The following is a 16,295-nucleotide window of genomic DNA, read 5'->3' as shown; positions in this document are numbered from 1 at the left end:
TTTGGCGACTCATGTCGATTCCGGGCGATAAACCTTTCCAGCCCACAAAAAGCCTCGGCCCTGTGGAACCCGATTTCCGCATCCTGATCGTCGATGATGATCCGGCGCTGCGGCGCACCTTCCCCCACGTCCTCGCCCACCCCGGCCGCAGCTTCGACGAAACGGGCAGCATCGCCGAAGCCATCGTCCGGCTGGAACAGCATCATTACGACCTGATCCTGCTCGACTACCGGCTGCCGGACGCCTCCGGCCTCGCCCTGCTCGACTGGCTGGTCGAGCGCCGGCGGGACGAAGCCGTCATCATCATCAGCGGCGAAGACGCCATCGATGCCGCGATCGGTGCGCTGCGCCGCGGCGCCGACGACTATGTGCGCAAGCCCTACCACGTAGCCCAGTTGCAGCGCACGGTGGAAAGCACGCTGCACAAGGGCGCGCTCGAGAAGGCCAACCGGGCGATGAGCCAGCGCCTCAGGGCCTCCGAGCAGTTGCACCGCTACCTGGTCGAAAGCTCGCCCGATCTCATCTTCACCCTCGATGCCGAAGGCCGCTTCAGCTACATCAACCCACGCATCAAGCCGCTGCTCGGCTTCGAACGCAATGCGCTGATGCGGCGCCCGTTCACGACCCTGGTCATGCCCGAGGACATCGACCGGATCTGCAACCTGCTCAATCAGCCCAGCCGGATGCCGGGTGAGAGCTTCAACGTCGAACTGCGCCTGCGCTGCAGCCGCGGCGGCAGCAGCATCGACGACTGCATCACGGTCTCGCTCACCGGCCTGCCGATGCTGGCCCAGCCCGGCGACAGCCGCAGCGCCGGGCTCTACGGCGTCGCCCGCGACATCTCCGAACGCAAGCGTGCCGAGGAGATCATCTCCTTCCAAGCCTATCACGACCAATTGACGCACCTGCCGAACCGGGTGCTGTTCAAGGACCGCCTCGAACTGGCGATCGCGCAGGCCCAGCGCCGCACCGGCACCCTGGCGGTGATGTTCATCGACATCGACCGCTTCAAACTGGTCAACGACACCTATGGCCACGCCGAAGGCGATGCCCTGCTGCGCGCGATCGCGGCCCGCCTGTCGACCACGCTGCGCCGCGGAGACACGCTGGCCCGGCTCGGCGGCGACGAATTCACGGTCCTGCTGCCCGACATCAACGTTCCCGAAGACGCGGAAACCATCGCCACCAAGATCCTCGACACCCTTGCCGCACCGATCACGCTCAGCCAGGGCGAATATCGCGCGACCATGAGCATCGGCATTGCCCTGTTCCCGCGCGACGGCACCACGGCCGAAGACCTGACACGCCACGCCGACATCGCCATGTACCAGGTCAAGCGCTCGGGCAAGAATGCCTTCCGCTTCTTCGATCCGACGCTGAACGCCCATCATCACGAGCGCATCACGCTGGAAAACGACTTGCGCAACGCCCTGCTGCGCGGCGAGTTCGAACTGCACTACCAGCCCCAGGTCAGCGTCGCCCGCCGCCAGATCGTCGGCATGGAAGCGCTGCTGAGATGGCGGCACCCGGTACTCGGCGCCCTGTCGCCCAACACTTTCATCCAGGTCGCCGAAGAACTGGGCATGATCGGCGAGATCAGCCGCTGGGTCATGGAAGAAGCTTGCACCCAGCTGGCGCAGTGGCGCAGCGCGGGCCACCTGGAACTGCGCATGTCGGTGAACCTGTCGCCGCTGGATTTCGACAAGCGCGACATCGTCAGTTCGATCACCGAGTGCCTGGCCCGCCATGCGCTGCCGCCGGGCCAGATCGAGCTGGAGATCACCGAGAGCCTGATGATGAACGACACCGCCGACGTCGCCACCAAGGTCCGGGAACTGCGCAGCGCCGGTCTCAGTGTCGCCATCGACGACTTCGGCACCGGCTACTCGGCGCTCGCCTATCTGCAGAAATTCCCGGTCAGCACGCTGAAGATCGATCGCAGCTTCGTCCGCGACCTCGACGGCCCGAGCATCAATCCGATCATTTCGGCCATCACCGGCATCGCCCGCGGCTTCGCCCTCGACATCGTCGCCGAGGGCGTGGAGCAGCCCGAACAGGCCGAAGCCCTGCAACTGCTGGGCTGCGACGTCATGCAGGGCTACTGGTTCGCACGCCCGGCACCGGCCCACGAAGCGCTGGAATGGCTGGCACAGCCGGCGCGGCTGTTCAACGGCCACTGACTCCCGGCCGCAGATACAAAAACAAAAAAGCCGGCATCGCTGCCGGCCTGCGCCAGAGCACCGCCTGCAGGCGGCACCCAATCATCCCGGAACCGGGATCACTTCTGCGACAGGATCCACTCCACCAGCGCCTTGGCGTCGGCGTCATTGACCTGCGGGTTGGGGGGCATCGGAATCTGGCCCCAGTTGCCCACGCCGCCCTTCTGGATCTTGGTGGCCAGCGTGGCGGCTGCATCGGCCTGGCCGGCATACTTGGCCGCGACATCCTTGTAGGACGGACCGACCAGCTTCTTCTCCACCGAATGACAGGCCATACAGTTCTTGGCTTTGGCAAGATCGGCACTGGCGAAGGCCGACGCGCTCGAAAGAAGACCCGCGGCTAGCGCGGCAGCGACGAACAATTTCATGTTTACTTCCTCGTTGATGGTGTTGGCCCTGTAGGGGCGGCCCGATGTTAACCCAGCACCAGACCCATTCCTACCCGAAATCCCCACATAAAACAGCATCTTCGCAAGAAACCCACATGATCGACCCATTAATTTGACGCATATCAAGACCACAGGCCAAGGCTACTGCCTGACCTCCATGCGCTCGTCCACCAGCAGGCCTTCGCGGCTGGCGCGGAAGGGGTTGATGTCGAGCCCGCCCCGGCGCGTATAGCGCGCCCACACCGCCAGTTCGCGCGGCTTGCAGCGCGCCATCAGGTCGCAGAACACGCGCTCGACGCACTGCTCGTGGAACTCGTTGTGGCCACGGAAGGACACGATGTAGCGCAGCAGGCCTTCGCGCTCGATCGCCGGTCCGGTGTAGCGCACCACCAGCATGCCCCAGTCGGGCTGGCCGGTGACCAGGCAGTTCGATTTCAGCAGGTGGGAATACAGCGTCTCCGTCACTTCCCCGCCGCCGGCACGCAACTGTTCGGGTGCGGGCTGGTAGGTATCGATATCGACTTCCAGGCCATCGAGGCAGATCCCGTCCGGATAGGCCGAAGCCCGTTGCGGGCGCAGCGTCAGGGGTTCGACGCTCACCGCCACCTGCGCACCGGCAGCGGCCGAGAGGTCGCGCGCGATGAGGCTGCGCACCTCGTCGGCATCCGTGCACTGCTGCTGGTTGAAGGCGTTGAGATAGAGCTTCAGCGACTTGGATTCGATCAGCCGCGGCGAAGACGCCGGCACGCGGAAACCCGCCAGCGCCACCACCGGCTTGCCGCGCGGATCGAGCCAGGACAGCTCGTAGGCATTCCACAGGTCTTCGCCGACGAAAGGCAGCGCATCGGGCTTCAGCCCCAGTTCGTCGCGCTTCAGCTGCCGTTCGATCGGGAACAGCAGTTCGGGCGCATAGGTATCGCGGTAGGCGACGGCACGGCCGAGCGGAGAGGATTCGGCGCCGTGCGGGCGGCTGCCAGCGGGATTCGCGGAAGTATTCATCGGAGTGCTCGTTCCGGCAAGGAATGATCGAACAGGGCATCGAGATCGCAGGCGGCTTCGACTGCGTCGGCCAGGCGGTCCAGGTCCGCTTCGCGGCGCGCGGCCAGGTCGACCCGCTGCACATCGCCCAGCCCCGCCCAGGCGAGCAGGGCGGCCAGCGCCTCGGGCGCATCGAACAGGCCGTGCAGGTAGGTGCCGAGGATCTGGCCGTCTTCCGATACCGCACCATCGGCGCGCCGGCCTGCCGCCCCCGCGTCCAGCCGCAGCGCCGGACGCTGCAGCGCCGGGCCGGCGGACACGCCCATGTGGATTTCGTAGCCGCGCACCGGCGCTTCGCCGCCGAGCGCGGCATCGAGCCGGCCAGCGGCATTGACCAGTTGCTTGTGCGCTTCCAGCCTCGTTTCCATCTCCAGCCAGCCCAGCCCGGAGGTGGTGCCGGGCGAACCTTCCAGCCCGAGCGGATCGGCCAGCTGCCGGCCCAGCATCTGGAAACCGCCGCAGATGCCGACGACTTTGCCGCCATAGCGCAAATGGCGCCGGATCGCCTCTTCCCAGCCCTGTTCGCGCAGCCAGGCCAGATCGGAGCGTACGCTCTTGGAGCCGGGCAGCACGATCAGATCGGCCGGCGGAATCGCCTGCCCCGGCCCGACCCAGCGGAAATCGACCTGCGGATGCAGGCGCAGCGCGTCGAGATCGGTATGGTTGGAGATGCGCGGATACACCGGCGCCACCACGCGCAGCGTGTCCCCTTCCGCACCCGCCTCTGCGCGCACGTCGGCGGCGCCATCGGCCAGCGCATCCTCGGCATCGAGGAACAAGCCGTGCAGATAGGGCAGCACACCGAACACCTTGCGCCCGGTGCGTGCTTCCAGCCAGTCGAGGCCGGACTGCAGCAGGCCGATGTCGCCGCGGAAACGGTTGATGATGAAGCCCCGCACCCGCGCCTGCTCGGACGGCGACAGCAGTTCGAGGGTGCCGACCAAGTGGGCGAAGACGCCGCCGCGGTCGATGTCGGCCACCAGCACCACCGGCACGTCCGCCGCCTCGGCAAAGCCCATGTTGGCGATGTCGCGGTCGCGCAGATTGATCTCGGCCGGACTGCCGGCGCCTTCGACCAGCAGCGCATCGTACTTTGCGCACAGGCGGTCCCAGCTCTGCAGCACCGCTGCCATCGCGGTGGGCTTGTAGGCGTGATAGTCACGCGCCGACAGGTTGGCGACCGCGCGGCCGTGGATGATGACCTGGGCGCCGATGTCGCTGGACGGCTTGAGCAGCACCGGATTGAAGTCGGTATGCGGCTCGACGCCGGCGGCAGCGGCCTGCAGCGCCTGGGCACGGCCGATCTCGCCGCCGTCGACGGTGACGGCGGAATTCAGCGCCATGTTCTGCGGCTTGAACGGTGCCACGGCCAGGCCACGGCGGCGCAGCGCACGCGCCAGCCCGGCGACCAGCGTGCTCTTGCCGGCATCGGAAGTGGTGCCCTGCACCATCAGGGAGATCGGAGGGGACATGGCGTAGAATCCGGGGTCCTCGGGTAAAGGGGGGCGCCTGGCCGGGCACTCGGCCGGAGCGGCCGGCCAGGCGCACGAAGCTCGTGGGCGGAAATCAGGCGCAGGATTATCGCCGATACCGCTGTTCCAGGCACGGCACCGCTCCTGAGCCGGGCGCCCCCCGGCCGGGCACCCCTTTCCCCTGCCCGCTCCCGGGGAGGAAGAAAACAGTACGGCTTCATGCATCCTCCCAGCCTTTTACTCCAGCCCTGCCCTCATCCTCGATGCTGCTTTCGCTCCCGACCGTCCTTGCGCTGAAAATGGCCGCCGGCCTGCTGGCCGACCGGCTGTTCGGCGAAGTCCGCCGCTTCCATCCGCTGGTGGGCTTCGGCCGCTGGGCACGCGCGGTCGAAGCCACCGTGCGCCGCCTGCTCGGCGAGCAGCGCTTCGCCGGCGCGCTGGCCTGGGCGCTTGCCGTGCTGCCCTGGGCGGCGCTGGCGCTGTGGCTGCGCGGCCTGCACCCGCTGGCGCACTGGCCGGTGGACATCGTGCTGCTGTATTTCGCCCTCGGCGGGCGGAGCCTCGCCGAGCACGCCGAAGCCATTGCCGTGCCGCTCGACGCCGGCGACCTGGACGAAGCACGCCGCCGCGTGGGCTGGATCGTCAGCCGCGACACCCGTGCGCTGGACGCCGAAGGCGTGGCCCGCGCAGGCACCGAGTCGGTGCTCGAAAACGGCAACGACGCGGTGTTCGGCGCGCTGTTCTGGTTCCTGCTGGGCGGCGGCGTGGGCGTGCTGCTGTTCCGCCTGGCGAACACGCTGGATGCGATGTGGGGCTATCGCACGCCGCGCTACCTGCACTTCGGCTGGGCTGCTGCGCGCATCGACGACCTGCTCAACGCCGCGCCCGCCCGCCTCACCGCGCTGACCTATGCCCTGCTCGGCGACACCCGGCGCGCGCTGGCCTGCTGGCGTGCGCAGGCGCCTGCCTGGGACAGCCCCAACGCCGGGCCGGTGATGGCCGCCGGTGCGGGCGCGATCGGCGTCGCGCTGGGCGGCGCGGCGATCTACCACGGCGAGCTGGAGCAGCGTCCACCGCTCGGTGAAGGTCCGCCGCCGGATGCCCGCGCCATCCGCGCCGCCGTCTCGCTGGTGCGGCGCGGCGTGCTGCTGTGGTGGATCGTCACCGCGGCGATGGCACTCGCCGTCTTATCACTCGCAGGCCTGCCCCATGCTTGAGCACGGCGGACGCCTGCGCCGCGCCGCGCAGCAATACGGCATCGCCCTGGACGACTGGCTGGACCTGTCCACCGGCATCAACCCCAGCGTCTATCCCGTGCCCGACATCCCACTGTCGGCCTGGCATCGCCTGCCCGAAGACGATGACGGCCTGGAAGCCGCCGCTGCGCGCTACTACGGCAGCGATGCGCTGCTGCCGGTGGCGGGCTCTCAGCCGGCGATCCAGGCCCTGCCCGCCGTGCTGCCCGGCCGGCGCGTCAGCCTGCTGGCACCGAGCTACGCCGAGCATGCCCACGCCTGGCGGGGGCGCGAACCACGATGGTTCGGCGACGACATCGATGCCGCCGAAGCGGCCGTGAATGCCAGCGACATCGTCGTGCTGGTGCAGCCCAACAACCCCACCGGCCTGCTGTTCGAGCGCGGCCGCCTGCTGGACTGGCGCACCCGGCTTGCCCGGCGCGGCGGCTGGCTGGTGGTAGACGAAGCCTTCATCGACACCACGCCCGAAGCCAGTCTGGTACCGGAAACCGGCGCCGACGGCCTGGTGGTGCTGCGCTCGCTGGGCAAGTTCTTCGGCCTCGCCGGCGCGCGCGTCGGCTTCGTCTTCGCCCCTGCGACGGTGCGCCGGCAGTTGGCCGAAATCCTCGGTCCATGGACGGTCAGCGGCCCGGCACGCCATGCGGCGGGCGCCGCGCTGGCCGACACTGCATGGCAGGCACAGGCACGCACGCGGCTGGCGGCCGACGGCGAACGCCTCGCCGGGCTGCTGCACACCGCCGGACTGGGTCGGCCCGGCGGCCCCAGCCTGTTCAAATGGCTGCCGACGCCCCGCGCCGCCGAATTGCACGGCGCACTTGCCCGGCACGGCGTCCTCGTCCGCCTGTTCGACGGCGAGCCGCCCGGCAGCGCCTTGCCCGCCGTGCCGCCTTCCCTGCGCTTCGGCCTGCCGCCCGACGAAGCGGGCTGGCAGCGGCTGGGGCGCGCACTGCGCGAATGCGCACCGGAGCGTTCCACACCATGACCCTCACACGCCTGCTCGCCTTCTTCGCTGCCGCCGCCTGCCTGGGCCCGGGCGCGGCCCTTGCCTCCCCCGCCGCGGTCGAAACCATCGACGACAGCGGCGCAGCCATCAGGCTCGAACGCCCGGCGCAGCGCATCGTCAGCCTCGCGCCTCACATCACCGAGTTGCTGTTCGCCGCGGGCGCCGGCCCGCAGGTCGTCGGCGTGGTCGCCTACAGCGATTTCCCGCCCGAAGCGAAGTCGCTGCCGCAGGTGGGCGGCTACACCCAGATCAACCTGGAAGCCGTGGCCGCGCTGCGGCCCGACCTCGTCGTCGCCTGGCGCAGCGGCAACCGCGACGCCCACCTCGACCGCCTGCGCGCGCTGGGCGTCCCGGTCTTCATCAACGAACCGCGCAGCCTCGACGACGTCGCCCTCAGCCTGGAAAAGCTCGGCCGCCTGGCCGGCACCGACGCCGCCGCCACCGAAGCGGCGCGGGCTTTCCGCGCCCGCCATGCCGGCCTCGCCGCGCGCTACCGCGACCGGCCGCCGGTGCGCACTTTCTATCAGGTCTGGAACGAACCGATGGTGACGATCAACGACGAGCACCTGATCGCCGACGTCATCCGCCTGTGCGGCGGACGCAACGTGTTCGGCAGCCTCGACACGCTGGCACCGAAGATCGGCATCGAAGCCGTGCTCGCCGCGAATCCGGAAGCGATCGTCGCCAGCGGCATGGGCGAGGCGCGCCCCGACTGGCTGGACCAGTGGAAGCGCTGGCCGGATCTGACCGCCAACGCCAACGGCCACCTGTTCTTCGTCCCGCCCGACCTCCTGCAGCGCCACACACCCCGCATCCTGGACGGCGCTGCCCGCCTGTGCGAGCAGCTCGAATCGGTGCGGGCCGACCGCGGCGACGCACCGGCCACACGCTGACAGCCGGCAGAGTGGGCAGAGCGGAGCGAAACCCATCGCGCCCCCATCGATCCTGACGCCCCAATCCCGGAATGGCGGCTTTCGCCTTCGGCTCCACCCTCGCGCTTCAGTCGCAATGAGACGCTCATCGGCAAGTCAGAAACACGGACGGGCAGCGAAGAAAATCAGTTTTCGTTAATATTCCGTGCAGGACATCACACGCAGGAGACGCCCGATGCGCACGCCACAACCCGACTCGCCCCCGTCCTGTCGCTCACGCCGGCGCTTCATGCAAGCGGGGCTTGCCGGCACGGCCGCATTCGGCCTCGCCGGCAACTGGTCGCGGCTGTCGGCCTTCGCCGCCGACATCGACAATTTCGTCCGCGGCCCCGCCGTGCCCGACATCGCGCCCACACAACTGTCGGAACACGTCTGGATGATCTGGTCGAAGGACGGCTTCCCGACACCGGAGAACCAGGGAATGATGAGCAACATCACCTTCGTCCTCAGCCGCGAAGGCGTGGTGGTGCTCGACCCGGGCGGTTCGGTGCAGATCGGCGAGATGGCGCTGCGCATGCTCCGCCGCATCACCGACAAGCCGGTGGTGGCGGTCTTCAACTCCCACTACCACGGCGACCACTGGCTGGCGAACCACGCTTTCGAGGACGCCTTCGGCAAGGGTCTGCCGATCCATGCCCATCCGGTGACGAAGCGGGAAATCGAAGGCATCCAGGGCAGCGCCTGGCACAGCCTGATGGAGCGCTGGACCAACCAGGCCACCGTCGGCACCCGCATCGTGCCGCCCACGCACACCGTCGAGCACGGCGCCGAATTCGACTTCGGCGACGTCACGCTGCGCATCCACCACTACGGCACTGCCCACACGCCGGGCGACATCTGCGTCGAAGTCGTGCAGGACGGCCTGACCCACGTCGGCGACATCGCCATGGACCGCCGCATCGCCAACATGGACGACGGCTCCTACGTCGGCACCTTCCGCTTCTACGACGAACTGGAAAGGAACGCGCCCTCGCGCATCTGGGTGCCCGGCCACGGCCACCCCGGCGCCGAGGTGCTGAACTGGAACCGTGCGCTGTTCGAAGGCATCTACGAAAACTGCCTGCAAGCGGTCGAAGACGGCCGCGACGCCGACAGCGCGCGCGAGGCGGTGTTGAAAGACCCCCGCGTCGCCAGCCGCGCCGCCGATACCGCGGGCTTCGAATCGAACATCGGCAAGTACGTCAGCCTGGCCTATCTGGAAGCCGAGCAGAACGCTTTCTGAACCGCATCATGCGCGCCTTCCGATCCGCCAGTTCCTCCGGCAGGTCCCGGCGCGCTCAGCCTTCGAACATCTCGTAGCGCCTGCGCCTGTTCTTGCGCCACGTCCGCCACCAGGCACGGTCGAAGGACATCGCCAGGCGCGGCAGCATCGGCGCGAGGAAATGCACGGCGGCCGAGGTCCCTTCGCCTTCGGGCACCCGGCAGGGCACGCGCAGCGCGCTCAAACGCTGCTGCAAGGACGGATGAAAGGCATAGCGCTCGTCCAGGCTCTCCTCGACCGCCACCGCATGGTCGGACACCGTGCGCATGAAGCCCGCTTCCACGCCAAGCGCCATGTCGCGGAACGGCCACAATGCCGGCCGTGCGCGGCTGGCGTTGTAGGCCTCGATCTGCGGCCAGAAATCGTGTTCGAGGAAATGCGACTTGAGGCTGACTTCGACCAGCGCCTCGCCCATCAGGTCATGGCCGACGAGTTCGGCCGCAATGGCATCCGCCTCGAACTCCTCGATGCGCGCCAGGCGCAGCATCTGGACACAGAAGCCGATCGACTTCTCGTCCAGCCACGGTGCAATGCAGGCAAACCCGGCGCTCGCGCGATCCAGGGTCCGCGCCCACCACGCGCGCAATGCCCCGGCGACACCGGCCCAACCGCGCCGTTGGGCCGAAAGATGCCCGAGCTCATGGGCCAGCACTGCTGTGAACTGTGCCGGCGACAGGCTGTGCGCAAGCGGCAGGCCGATCATCAGGCAGGTGTCCAGCGGCCCGGCCACACCCCAGGCTGGCCGCTGGTGGATGTGCGCGTTCATGTCGTCGGTGATGAACACATGCTGGATCGGCTCGATGCCCAGCCGGGCGGCCATGGTATCGAGCAACGCAAACAGCTGCCCGGCCGTCTCGCGTGTCAGGCAGACGCCCTGCGGCCGGGGAGGCGCGCTGAACAGGACGTCGGCGATCGCGGCGCTGCACAGCAACAGCAGCACCGCGCACAGGCTCCACAAGCCGCTGGCGAAGGGATGGCCGCTGACGACCGCTTCCCAGCTGCAGCCCAGCGCATGCGCCACCCCGCCGACCAGGGCGGCGAGCAACAGCATGCCCCCGGCAAGACCGGCCAGGGCGAGCAAGGTCAGGCGCCGGGCGAGACGTGCGCGCAACACGAACAGCCTTTTGCCGGAAGCGGGCGATTTCATGGGAAATGGAGTACCTGAGAACATAGAGCACCATTCTGGACAGGGGACTTTAACGCATTCCACACAAGGTTCTCGCCTGGCGCAGCCGGGCTTCCGGCACCGTTCAACAGCTTCCGCCATCCGGGCAGACGCGGCACTCCCTCCGTGCTTCTTCCACACACGAGCAGCGGCGCCCATGTATTCTTTTTGAATATGCCCTGGAAATTATTCGACATGTATTTTCATTTTGCAACACATTTTTCCTGCATAATTTATTTTTGCTCTGCAACAAGGGCTTTTGGGCGATACGGTACGAGCCAGGCCACGACTGCTGCCGGCTGGAGCCCTGGCAGCCTGGGCGTCGATCCTGGCACAGGCGGCAATGCCTTCCGGGATACGCCTTCACGCTGCTGTGCACAAAAAGCTCGCATCAAGCCCGCATAGTCTCTATAGTGCCGGCTCGCCGCGGCTTGACCGATCGACCGCGGCGGCTCCTGCAACGATCCGGCCGGCGCCCGCCCCGGATCTCTCTCCCGCCAGCCCGGATTGGTGTCGCCACGCATGCGCGACGGACTGGCGCCGGAAACCATCGAATGAATTCCGAAGTCGTCACTTTCGCCAGCCTCGGGCTGGCCGAACCCATCCTGCGCGCCATCGGCGAAGCCGGCTATACCTCGCCGACGCCGATCCAGGCCCAGGCCATTCCGCAAGTGCTCGCCGGCGGCGACCTGCTCGCCGCCGCCCAGACCGGCACCGGCAAGACCGCCGGCTTCACGCTGCCGCTGTTGCACATCCTGTCGCAGACCCACGCCCACCCGCATCCGCCCGGCCGCCCACGCTGCCTGATCCTGACGCCGACGCGCGAACTCGCCGCGCAGGTCGAGGAATCGGTCAAGACCTACGGCAAGCACCTGCCACTGGCTTCGCTGGTGATGTTCGGCGGCGTCAACATCAACCCGCAGATCGGCGCGCTCAAAAAGCGCGTGGACATCCTGGTCGCCACGCCCGGCCGCCTGCTCGACCACGTCGGGCAGAAAACCGTGGACCTGTCCGGCGTCGAGATCCTGGTGCTGGACGAAGCCGACCGCATGCTCGACATGGGCTTCATCCGCGACATCCGCAAGGTGCTTGCGCTGCTGCCGAAGAAGCGCCAGAACCTGCTGTTCTCGGCCACCTTCTCGGACGAGATCCGCCAGTTGGCCCACGGCCTGCTGCACGATCCGGCCACGGTCGAAGTCGCGCCGCGCAACACCACCGCCGAACGCGTCGACCAGGCGGTCTACATGATCGGCCAGAAGCAGAAGCGCGAACTGCTCGCCCACCTGATCAAGGAAAAGCAGTGGTTCCAGGCGCTGGTGTTCACCCGCACCAAGCACGGCGCCAACAAGCTCGCCGAATACCTCAGCAAGCACGGCATCGCCGCCGCCGCGATCCACGGCAACAAGAGCCAGGCGGCGCGCACGCGGGCGCTGGCGCAGTTCAAGGACGGCTCGCTGCCGGTGCTGGTGGCAACCGACATCGCCGCGCGCGGCCTCGACATCGACCAGTTGCCGCAGGTGGTCAACTTCGAACTGCCCAACGTGCCGGAAGACTATGTGCACCGCATCGGCCGCACCGGCCGCGCCGGCGCCGCCGGCAATGCCATCTCGCTGGTCGACGATGAAGAGATCAAGCTGCTAAGCGCGATCGAGCGCCTGATCAAGCGTCGCATCGACCGTGCCGTGGCCGAGGACTTCGTGCCCAGCGCCGGCGCCGAGGCCGCGCACGACGCCGACCACCAGCGCGAACCGCTGCAGCGCCGCGGCGGCCGCTCGGGCCAGGCCCGCAACGGCACCCCGTCCGGTGCGCCACGAGGCGATCGTGCCACCCCCGGCAACCGTGGCGCCGGCCAGGGCAAGCCGGGTGCCCGCCCGCAGCCGCGCCGCGGCGAGGCGGACGGCAACCGCGCACCGCGCAGCGCCGAGCCACGCGAAATCAACGGCAACCGCATGCAGCCGTCGCGCCCCGAAGTGGACGGCAACCGCATTTCCCACGCATCCCGCCGTGGCGACGTCGATGGCAACCGCGCTGTCGACAACCGCCGCGCGGACGTCGATGGCAATCGCGCCCGCCCCGGCCGCAATCGCCCCGCCGCGCCGCGTGCCGCGCTGTTCTCCGCCAAGCCGGGCAGCGGCAACCGCTGAGCACGAGCCACCGGGGCTGCGCGCTCGATCGCGCCCCCGGCCCGCGCGCGGCGGGCGCCGGCTTGCCAAACCCTGTCCCCTCACTTAAGCTTCGCGCGCATTCGATCCAGGTGCCCTGTGCCGCCGCCGTGCGCCCAGGGTGAAACGGGAAGTCCGGTGACGCCGCCTCCAGCGGCCATTCCGGCGCAGCCCCCGCTGCTGTAGTCCTGACGGATTCCGCCCCCCTGCCACTGGGCTTCGCCCGGGAAGGCCGCGGACATCCGGACGAAGGAGAGCCAGAAGACCGGCCTGGTCGATTGAAGGTCACTGCCCCGGGGTGCGGGCGATCACCGTCTGGCCTGGCCGTCCCGGCCCCAGCCTTCCGCTGTCCGTCCCTACCCCATGCAGGCCGATCGTCGCCGCACCCGCGCAGCCGCAGCCATGGACCAGGACACCCAGCACCACCACATCCCTTCTTCCCACGCCTCCAGGGCCGGCACGGTGCAAGCGCCCGGCATTGGCGCCTGAGATGGCCGTGCGCCTGCTCGCTGCGCTGCTGGCCCTGCTGTCCGGCTCCGTCGCCTTCGCTGCAGCCGGCGCGGCGCTGCCGCGCGTGATGTCGACCAACCTGTGCGCCGACATGCTGGTGCTCGGCCTGGCCGAACCGGCGCAGATCGTCTCGGTGTCGCGCAAGAGCCAGGACCCGCGCCGCACCGCGATGTACGAACAGGCCCGCCGCCATCCCGCCAACGACGGCAGCGCCGAGGAAGTGCTGGCCCTGCGCCCCGACCTCGTGCTCGCGTCGCGGCGCTGGCAGGCGCGCCACCAGGCCGCGCTGTTCGAACGCCACGGCATCGGGATCGTCACCGTGCCCTACCCGACCGACTGGAACGGCATCTTCGCCAGCACCCGGCACATCGCCGGCCGGCTCGGCCGCGCCGCCGCCGGCGAGGCGCTGGTGGCCGACGTGCAGGCCCGCATCGCCCACCTGCAGGCAAGCACGCATCCGGCCCGCGCGCTCTACCTGCGCCCCAACGGCGGCAGCGCCGGCGCCGGCACCTATGTCGACGCGGTGTTCCAGGCCGCCGGCGTGCGCAATCACGCCACCGAGTCCGGCCGCCGCGGCTGGGGCCGGGTCGCGCTGGAGGACGTGGTCGCCGACCCGCCCGACGTCTTCGTCGTCAGCAGCATGCTCAACGACACCACCTATGCCCGCTCCGGCTTCGCCCGCCATCCGCAGATGCGGACGCTGCTCGCCGAACGGCCGGTGGTGCGCATGGACGGCAACGACTGGGGCTGCAGCAACTGGCAGTTGATCGAGGCCGCCGAAGACATCGCCGCACAATTGGCCCGCCTAAGTCCGCCGGTCCCGATGTCCCGCAGCCGGGCATCTCTAAGCCGGGCGCCCCTCTCCCCTGTCGGAGCCGGGGGTGCAGAAGAAGCGGCAAGCGCCAGGCAGCAAATCACCGCCTCACCGGCACGGGTGCCGCAATGACGGCCGGCCAAGCCACATCCCGGCCCCCGCTGCCACGCACCAGCCAAGTCGCGCTGCCGCTCAATGGCCTGCTCGCGCTGGCCCTGCTCATGCTCGCGCTGGTCTCGCTCGGCATCGGCCCGGTGCAGCTGGCGCTCGCCGACGTCGCCGCCGCACTGCTGCCGGTCGGCGATGGCGCATCCGAAGCGCTGGCCCGCCAGCATGCCATCGTCGCCGAGATCCGCCTGCCGCGCGTGCTGCTGGCGATCCTGGTCGGCGCTTCGCTCGGCATGTCGGGCGCGGCGCTGCAGGGCCTGCTGCGCAATCCGCTCGCCGAGCCGGGTCTGCTCGGCATCAGCTCCAGCGCCAGTCTGGGCGCGGTGCTGTGCCTGTACTTCGGCCTCGCCCAGCTGACGCCCTGGCTGCTGCCGGCGGCGGCGATGGGCTGCGCCGCGCTGGCGACGCTGGTACTGTACCGCATCGCCCGCCGCGGCACCGGCAACCTGACCCTGATCCTGGCCGGTGTGGCGCTGTCCTCGCTGGCCGGCGCCTTGACTTCGCTGGCCATCAACCTCGCCCCCAACCCGACCGACGTCCAGGACATCGTGCTGTGGCTGCTCGGCTCGCTGGCCGACCGCAGCTTCGACGACATCCGCCTGTGCCTGCCTTTCGTGCTCGCCGGCCTGGCGCTGCTGGCCACCTGCGGACGCGACCTCGACGCGCTGTCGGTGGGCGAGGACGAGGCCGCCAGCATGGGCGTCAATCTCGCCCGCCTGCGCGCGCAGGTCGTCGTCGGCACCGCGCTGTGCGTCGGCGCCAGCGTTGCCGTGACCGGCGCGATCGGCTTCGTCGGCCTGGTCGTGCCGCACATGCTGCGCCGCGCGGTGGGCTACCACCCGGCGCGCCTGCTGGTGTCGAGCGCACTCGGCGGCGCGGTGCTGCTGCTGGCCGCCGACGTGGTGCTGCGGCTGGTCAGCGGCGGCTTCGAACTGATGCTGGGCGTGGTCACGGCACTGATCGGCGCACCCTTCTTCTTCGTGCTGGTGCTGCGCGAACGGCTGGGGCGGGCATGACGCGGCTGCTCATCGAATCCCTCTTCGTGCGCCAGGGCAGCGCGACCCTGGTCGATGGCGTCTCCGCCGAAATCGGCCAGGGCGAGCTGTTCGGCCTGATCGGCCCCAACGGCGCCGGCAAGAGCAGCCTGCTGCGGGCGGTGGCACAGTTGCTGCCGCACCAGGGCACGATCCGGCTCGACGGCACACCGCTCGCCACGCTGCCGCCGCGCCAGCGCGCCACCCGGCTGGCCTATCTCGCCCAGGGCGACCATGCCGCCTGGCCGCTGACGGTGCGCGACTTCGTCGCCCTCGGCCGCCTGCCGCACCGCCCGCGCTGGCGCGCGGCGCCGGACGGCGACGAGGTCGTCGCCCAGGCGATCGCCCGGATGCGGCTGGAAGCGCTGGCCGACCGCCGGCTCGACCAGTTGTCCGGCGGCGAACGCGCCCGCGCCCGGCTGGCCCGCGCGCTGGCCGTCGATGCCCCCCTGCTGCTGGCCGACGAGCCAGTCGCGGCGCTCGACCCCTTCCACCAGTTGAGCGTGATGGAACTGCTGCGCGAGCAGTGCGCGCTCGGCCGCACCGTGATGGTGGTGCTGCACGACCTGACGCTGGCCAGCCGCTTCTGCCACCGCGTGCTGCTGATGGACCACGGCCGCGCCGTGGCCTGCGGCGCACCGCGCAGCGTGCTCACCGCCGCCAACCTGCAGCGCGTCTACCAGGTGCAGGCGATGCTGGGCGAACACGAGCGCCAGCCCTACGTCGTGCCCTGGCGCTGCCGGCCCGAAGGCGCGGCGCAGGCACCTGAAAACGATGCGGACGCATCGGCGTCTGCACCCTCCAGCAAAGATTCGCATGCCGGAACGGCTGTTCCGCCCGCAAGTGCATTCGCATCCCCTAGCCGCTGAATT

Annotated in this window: 13 protein-coding genes and 1 riboswitch; of the genes, 9 read left to right on the top strand and 4 right to left on the bottom strand. The window is 69.4% G+C overall.

Going from position 1 to position 16,295, the window contains the following annotated elements; genetic code table 11:
- The first annotated feature begins 11 nt into the window (after positions 1-11).
- Positions 12-2,180, top strand: coding sequence for an EAL domain-containing response regulator (locus tag TBU01S_RS03770; protein WP_068635301.1), 2,169 nt, complete (start codon positions 12-14; stop codon positions 2,178-2,180).
- A 98-nt stretch (positions 2,181-2,278) separates the two neighbouring features.
- Here TBU01S_RS03770 and TBU01S_RS03765 read toward each other — a convergent pair whose 3' ends face one another.
- The 3 genes from TBU01S_RS03765 to TBU01S_RS03755 form a co-directional block, all read right to left on the bottom strand.
- On the bottom strand, positions 2,279-2,587 hold the full coding sequence (locus TBU01S_RS03765) for a c-type cytochrome (RefSeq protein WP_068635300.1): 309 nt from the start codon (positions 2,585-2,587) through the stop codon (positions 2,279-2,281).
- Positions 2,588-2,749: 162 nt separating this feature from the next.
- Positions 2,750-3,607, bottom strand: a complete 858-nt coding sequence (gene queF / locus TBU01S_RS03760; RefSeq protein ID WP_068635299.1) for an NADPH-dependent 7-cyano-7-deazaguanine reductase QueF — start codon at positions 3,605-3,607, stop codon at positions 2,750-2,752.
- The gene (locus TBU01S_RS03755; RefSeq protein ID WP_068635298.1) at positions 3,604-5,118 is read right to left on the bottom strand and encodes a cobyric acid synthase; all 1,515 of its coding nucleotides are present in this window, start codon (positions 5,116-5,118) and stop codon (positions 3,604-3,606) included. Before TBU01S_RS03755 ends, queF begins: the two co-directional genes overlap by 4 nt.
- A 263-nt stretch (positions 5,119-5,381) precedes the next feature.
- On the opposite strand from TBU01S_RS03755, the gene cbiB reads away from it, so the two are divergent.
- The 4 genes from cbiB (at position 5,382) to TBU01S_RS03735 (ending at position 9,531) form a co-directional block, all read left to right on the top strand.
- A complete protein-coding gene (cbiB, locus tag TBU01S_RS03750) occupies positions 5,382-6,335 on the top strand; it encodes an adenosylcobinamide-phosphate synthase CbiB (protein WP_068635297.1) in 954 nt (317 codons plus the stop codon).
- Positions 6,328-7,356 carry a threonine-phosphate decarboxylase CobD gene (cobD, locus tag TBU01S_RS03745; protein ID WP_068635296.1) on the top strand — a complete coding sequence of 343 codons (1,029 nt, stop codon included), beginning with the start codon at positions 6,328-6,330 and terminating at the stop codon, positions 7,354-7,356. The genes cbiB and cobD overlap by 8 nt, the downstream gene beginning before the upstream one ends.
- Complete coding sequence (locus tag TBU01S_RS03740; protein WP_068635295.1) at positions 7,353-8,270, top strand: cobalamin-binding protein; 918 nt, start codon at positions 7,353-7,355, stop codon at positions 8,268-8,270. Before cobD ends, TBU01S_RS03740 begins: the two co-directional genes overlap by 4 nt.
- A 214-nt stretch (positions 8,271-8,484) precedes the next feature.
- Entirely contained in the window at positions 8,485-9,531 is a 1,047-nt protein-coding gene (locus tag TBU01S_RS03735; RefSeq protein WP_068635294.1) for an MBL fold metallo-hydrolase, read from the top strand.
- Positions 9,532-9,586: 55 nt separating this feature from the next.
- Here the strand turns inward: TBU01S_RS03735 and TBU01S_RS03730 are convergent, their stop codons facing one another.
- A complete protein-coding gene (locus tag TBU01S_RS03730; RefSeq protein WP_068635293.1) occupies positions 9,587-10,717 on the bottom strand; it encodes a M48 family metallopeptidase in 1,131 nt (376 codons plus the stop codon).
- A gap of 572 nt (positions 10,718-11,289) precedes the next feature.
- Between TBU01S_RS03730 and TBU01S_RS03725 the strand changes: the two genes are divergently transcribed.
- The 4 genes from TBU01S_RS03725 (at position 11,290) to TBU01S_RS03710 (ending at position 16,292) form a co-directional block, all read left to right on the top strand.
- The gene (locus TBU01S_RS03725) at positions 11,290-12,879 is read left to right on the top strand and encodes a DEAD/DEAH box helicase (RefSeq protein ID WP_068635292.1); all 1,590 of its coding nucleotides are present in this window, start codon (positions 11,290-11,292) and stop codon (positions 12,877-12,879) included.
- Between the two features lie 90 nt (positions 12,880-12,969).
- Positions 12,970-13,185, top strand: a riboswitch (cobalamin riboswitch).
- Between the two features lie 202 nt (positions 13,186-13,387).
- Positions 13,388-14,353 carry an ABC transporter substrate-binding protein gene (locus TBU01S_RS03720; protein WP_068635291.1) on the top strand — a complete coding sequence of 322 codons (966 nt, stop codon included), beginning with the start codon at positions 13,388-13,390 and terminating at the stop codon, positions 14,351-14,353.
- Entirely contained in the window at positions 14,350-15,405 is a 1,056-nt protein-coding gene (locus TBU01S_RS03715) for a FecCD family ABC transporter permease (RefSeq protein WP_068635290.1), read from the top strand. The genes TBU01S_RS03720 and TBU01S_RS03715 overlap by 4 nt, the downstream gene beginning before the upstream one ends.
- Positions 15,402-16,292: an ABC transporter ATP-binding protein gene (locus tag TBU01S_RS03710; protein WP_083953454.1), complete on the top strand. Its 891-nt coding sequence runs from the start codon at positions 15,402-15,404 to the stop codon at positions 16,290-16,292. Before TBU01S_RS03715 ends, TBU01S_RS03710 begins: the two co-directional genes overlap by 4 nt.
- Positions 16,293-16,295 lie beyond the last annotated feature (3 nt).

The organism is Thauera butanivorans NBRC 103042 (assembly GCF_001591165.1).
GTDB lineage: Bacteria > Pseudomonadota > Gammaproteobacteria > Burkholderiales > Rhodocyclaceae > Thauera > Thauera butanivorans.
The sequence above is the reverse complement of the archived record's forward strand: the minus strand, read 5'-3'. Positions and strand labels throughout refer to the sequence as shown.

Bases quoted from the DNA above. Each gene is read 5' to 3' on its own strand.
- TBU01S_RS03770 (WP_068635301.1), top strand. From the start codon at position 12: ATGTCGATTCCGGGCGATAAACCTTTCCAGCCCACAAAAAGCCTCGGC.
- TBU01S_RS03765 (WP_068635300.1), bottom strand. From the start codon at position 2,587: ATGAAATTGTTCGTCGCTGCCGCGCTAGCCGCGGGTCTTCTTTCGAGC.
- queF (WP_068635299.1), bottom strand. From the start codon at position 3,607: ATGAATACTTCCGCGAATCCCGCTGGCAGCCGCCCGCACGGCGCCGAA.
- TBU01S_RS03755 (WP_068635298.1), bottom strand. From the start codon at position 5,118: ATGTCCCCTCCGATCTCCCTGATGGTGCAGGGCACCACTTCCGATGCC.
- cbiB (WP_068635297.1), top strand. From the start codon at position 5,382: ATGCTGCTTTCGCTCCCGACCGTCCTTGCGCTGAAAATGGCCGCCGGC.
- cobD (WP_068635296.1), top strand. From the start codon at position 6,328: ATGCTTGAGCACGGCGGACGCCTGCGCCGCGCCGCGCAGCAATACGGC.
- TBU01S_RS03740 (WP_068635295.1), top strand. From the start codon at position 7,353: ATGACCCTCACACGCCTGCTCGCCTTCTTCGCTGCCGCCGCCTGCCTG.
- TBU01S_RS03735 (WP_068635294.1), top strand. From the start codon at position 8,485: ATGCGCACGCCACAACCCGACTCGCCCCCGTCCTGTCGCTCACGCCGG.
- TBU01S_RS03730 (WP_068635293.1), bottom strand. From the start codon at position 10,717: ATGAAATCGCCCGCTTCCGGCAAAAGGCTGTTCGTGTTGCGCGCACGT.
- TBU01S_RS03725 (WP_068635292.1), top strand. From the start codon at position 11,290: ATGAATTCCGAAGTCGTCACTTTCGCCAGCCTCGGGCTGGCCGAACCC.
- TBU01S_RS03720 (WP_068635291.1), top strand. From the start codon at position 13,388: ATGGCCGTGCGCCTGCTCGCTGCGCTGCTGGCCCTGCTGTCCGGCTCC.
- TBU01S_RS03715 (WP_068635290.1), top strand. From the start codon at position 14,350: ATGACGGCCGGCCAAGCCACATCCCGGCCCCCGCTGCCACGCACCAGC.
- TBU01S_RS03710 (WP_083953454.1), top strand. From the start codon at position 15,402: ATGACGCGGCTGCTCATCGAATCCCTCTTCGTGCGCCAGGGCAGCGCG.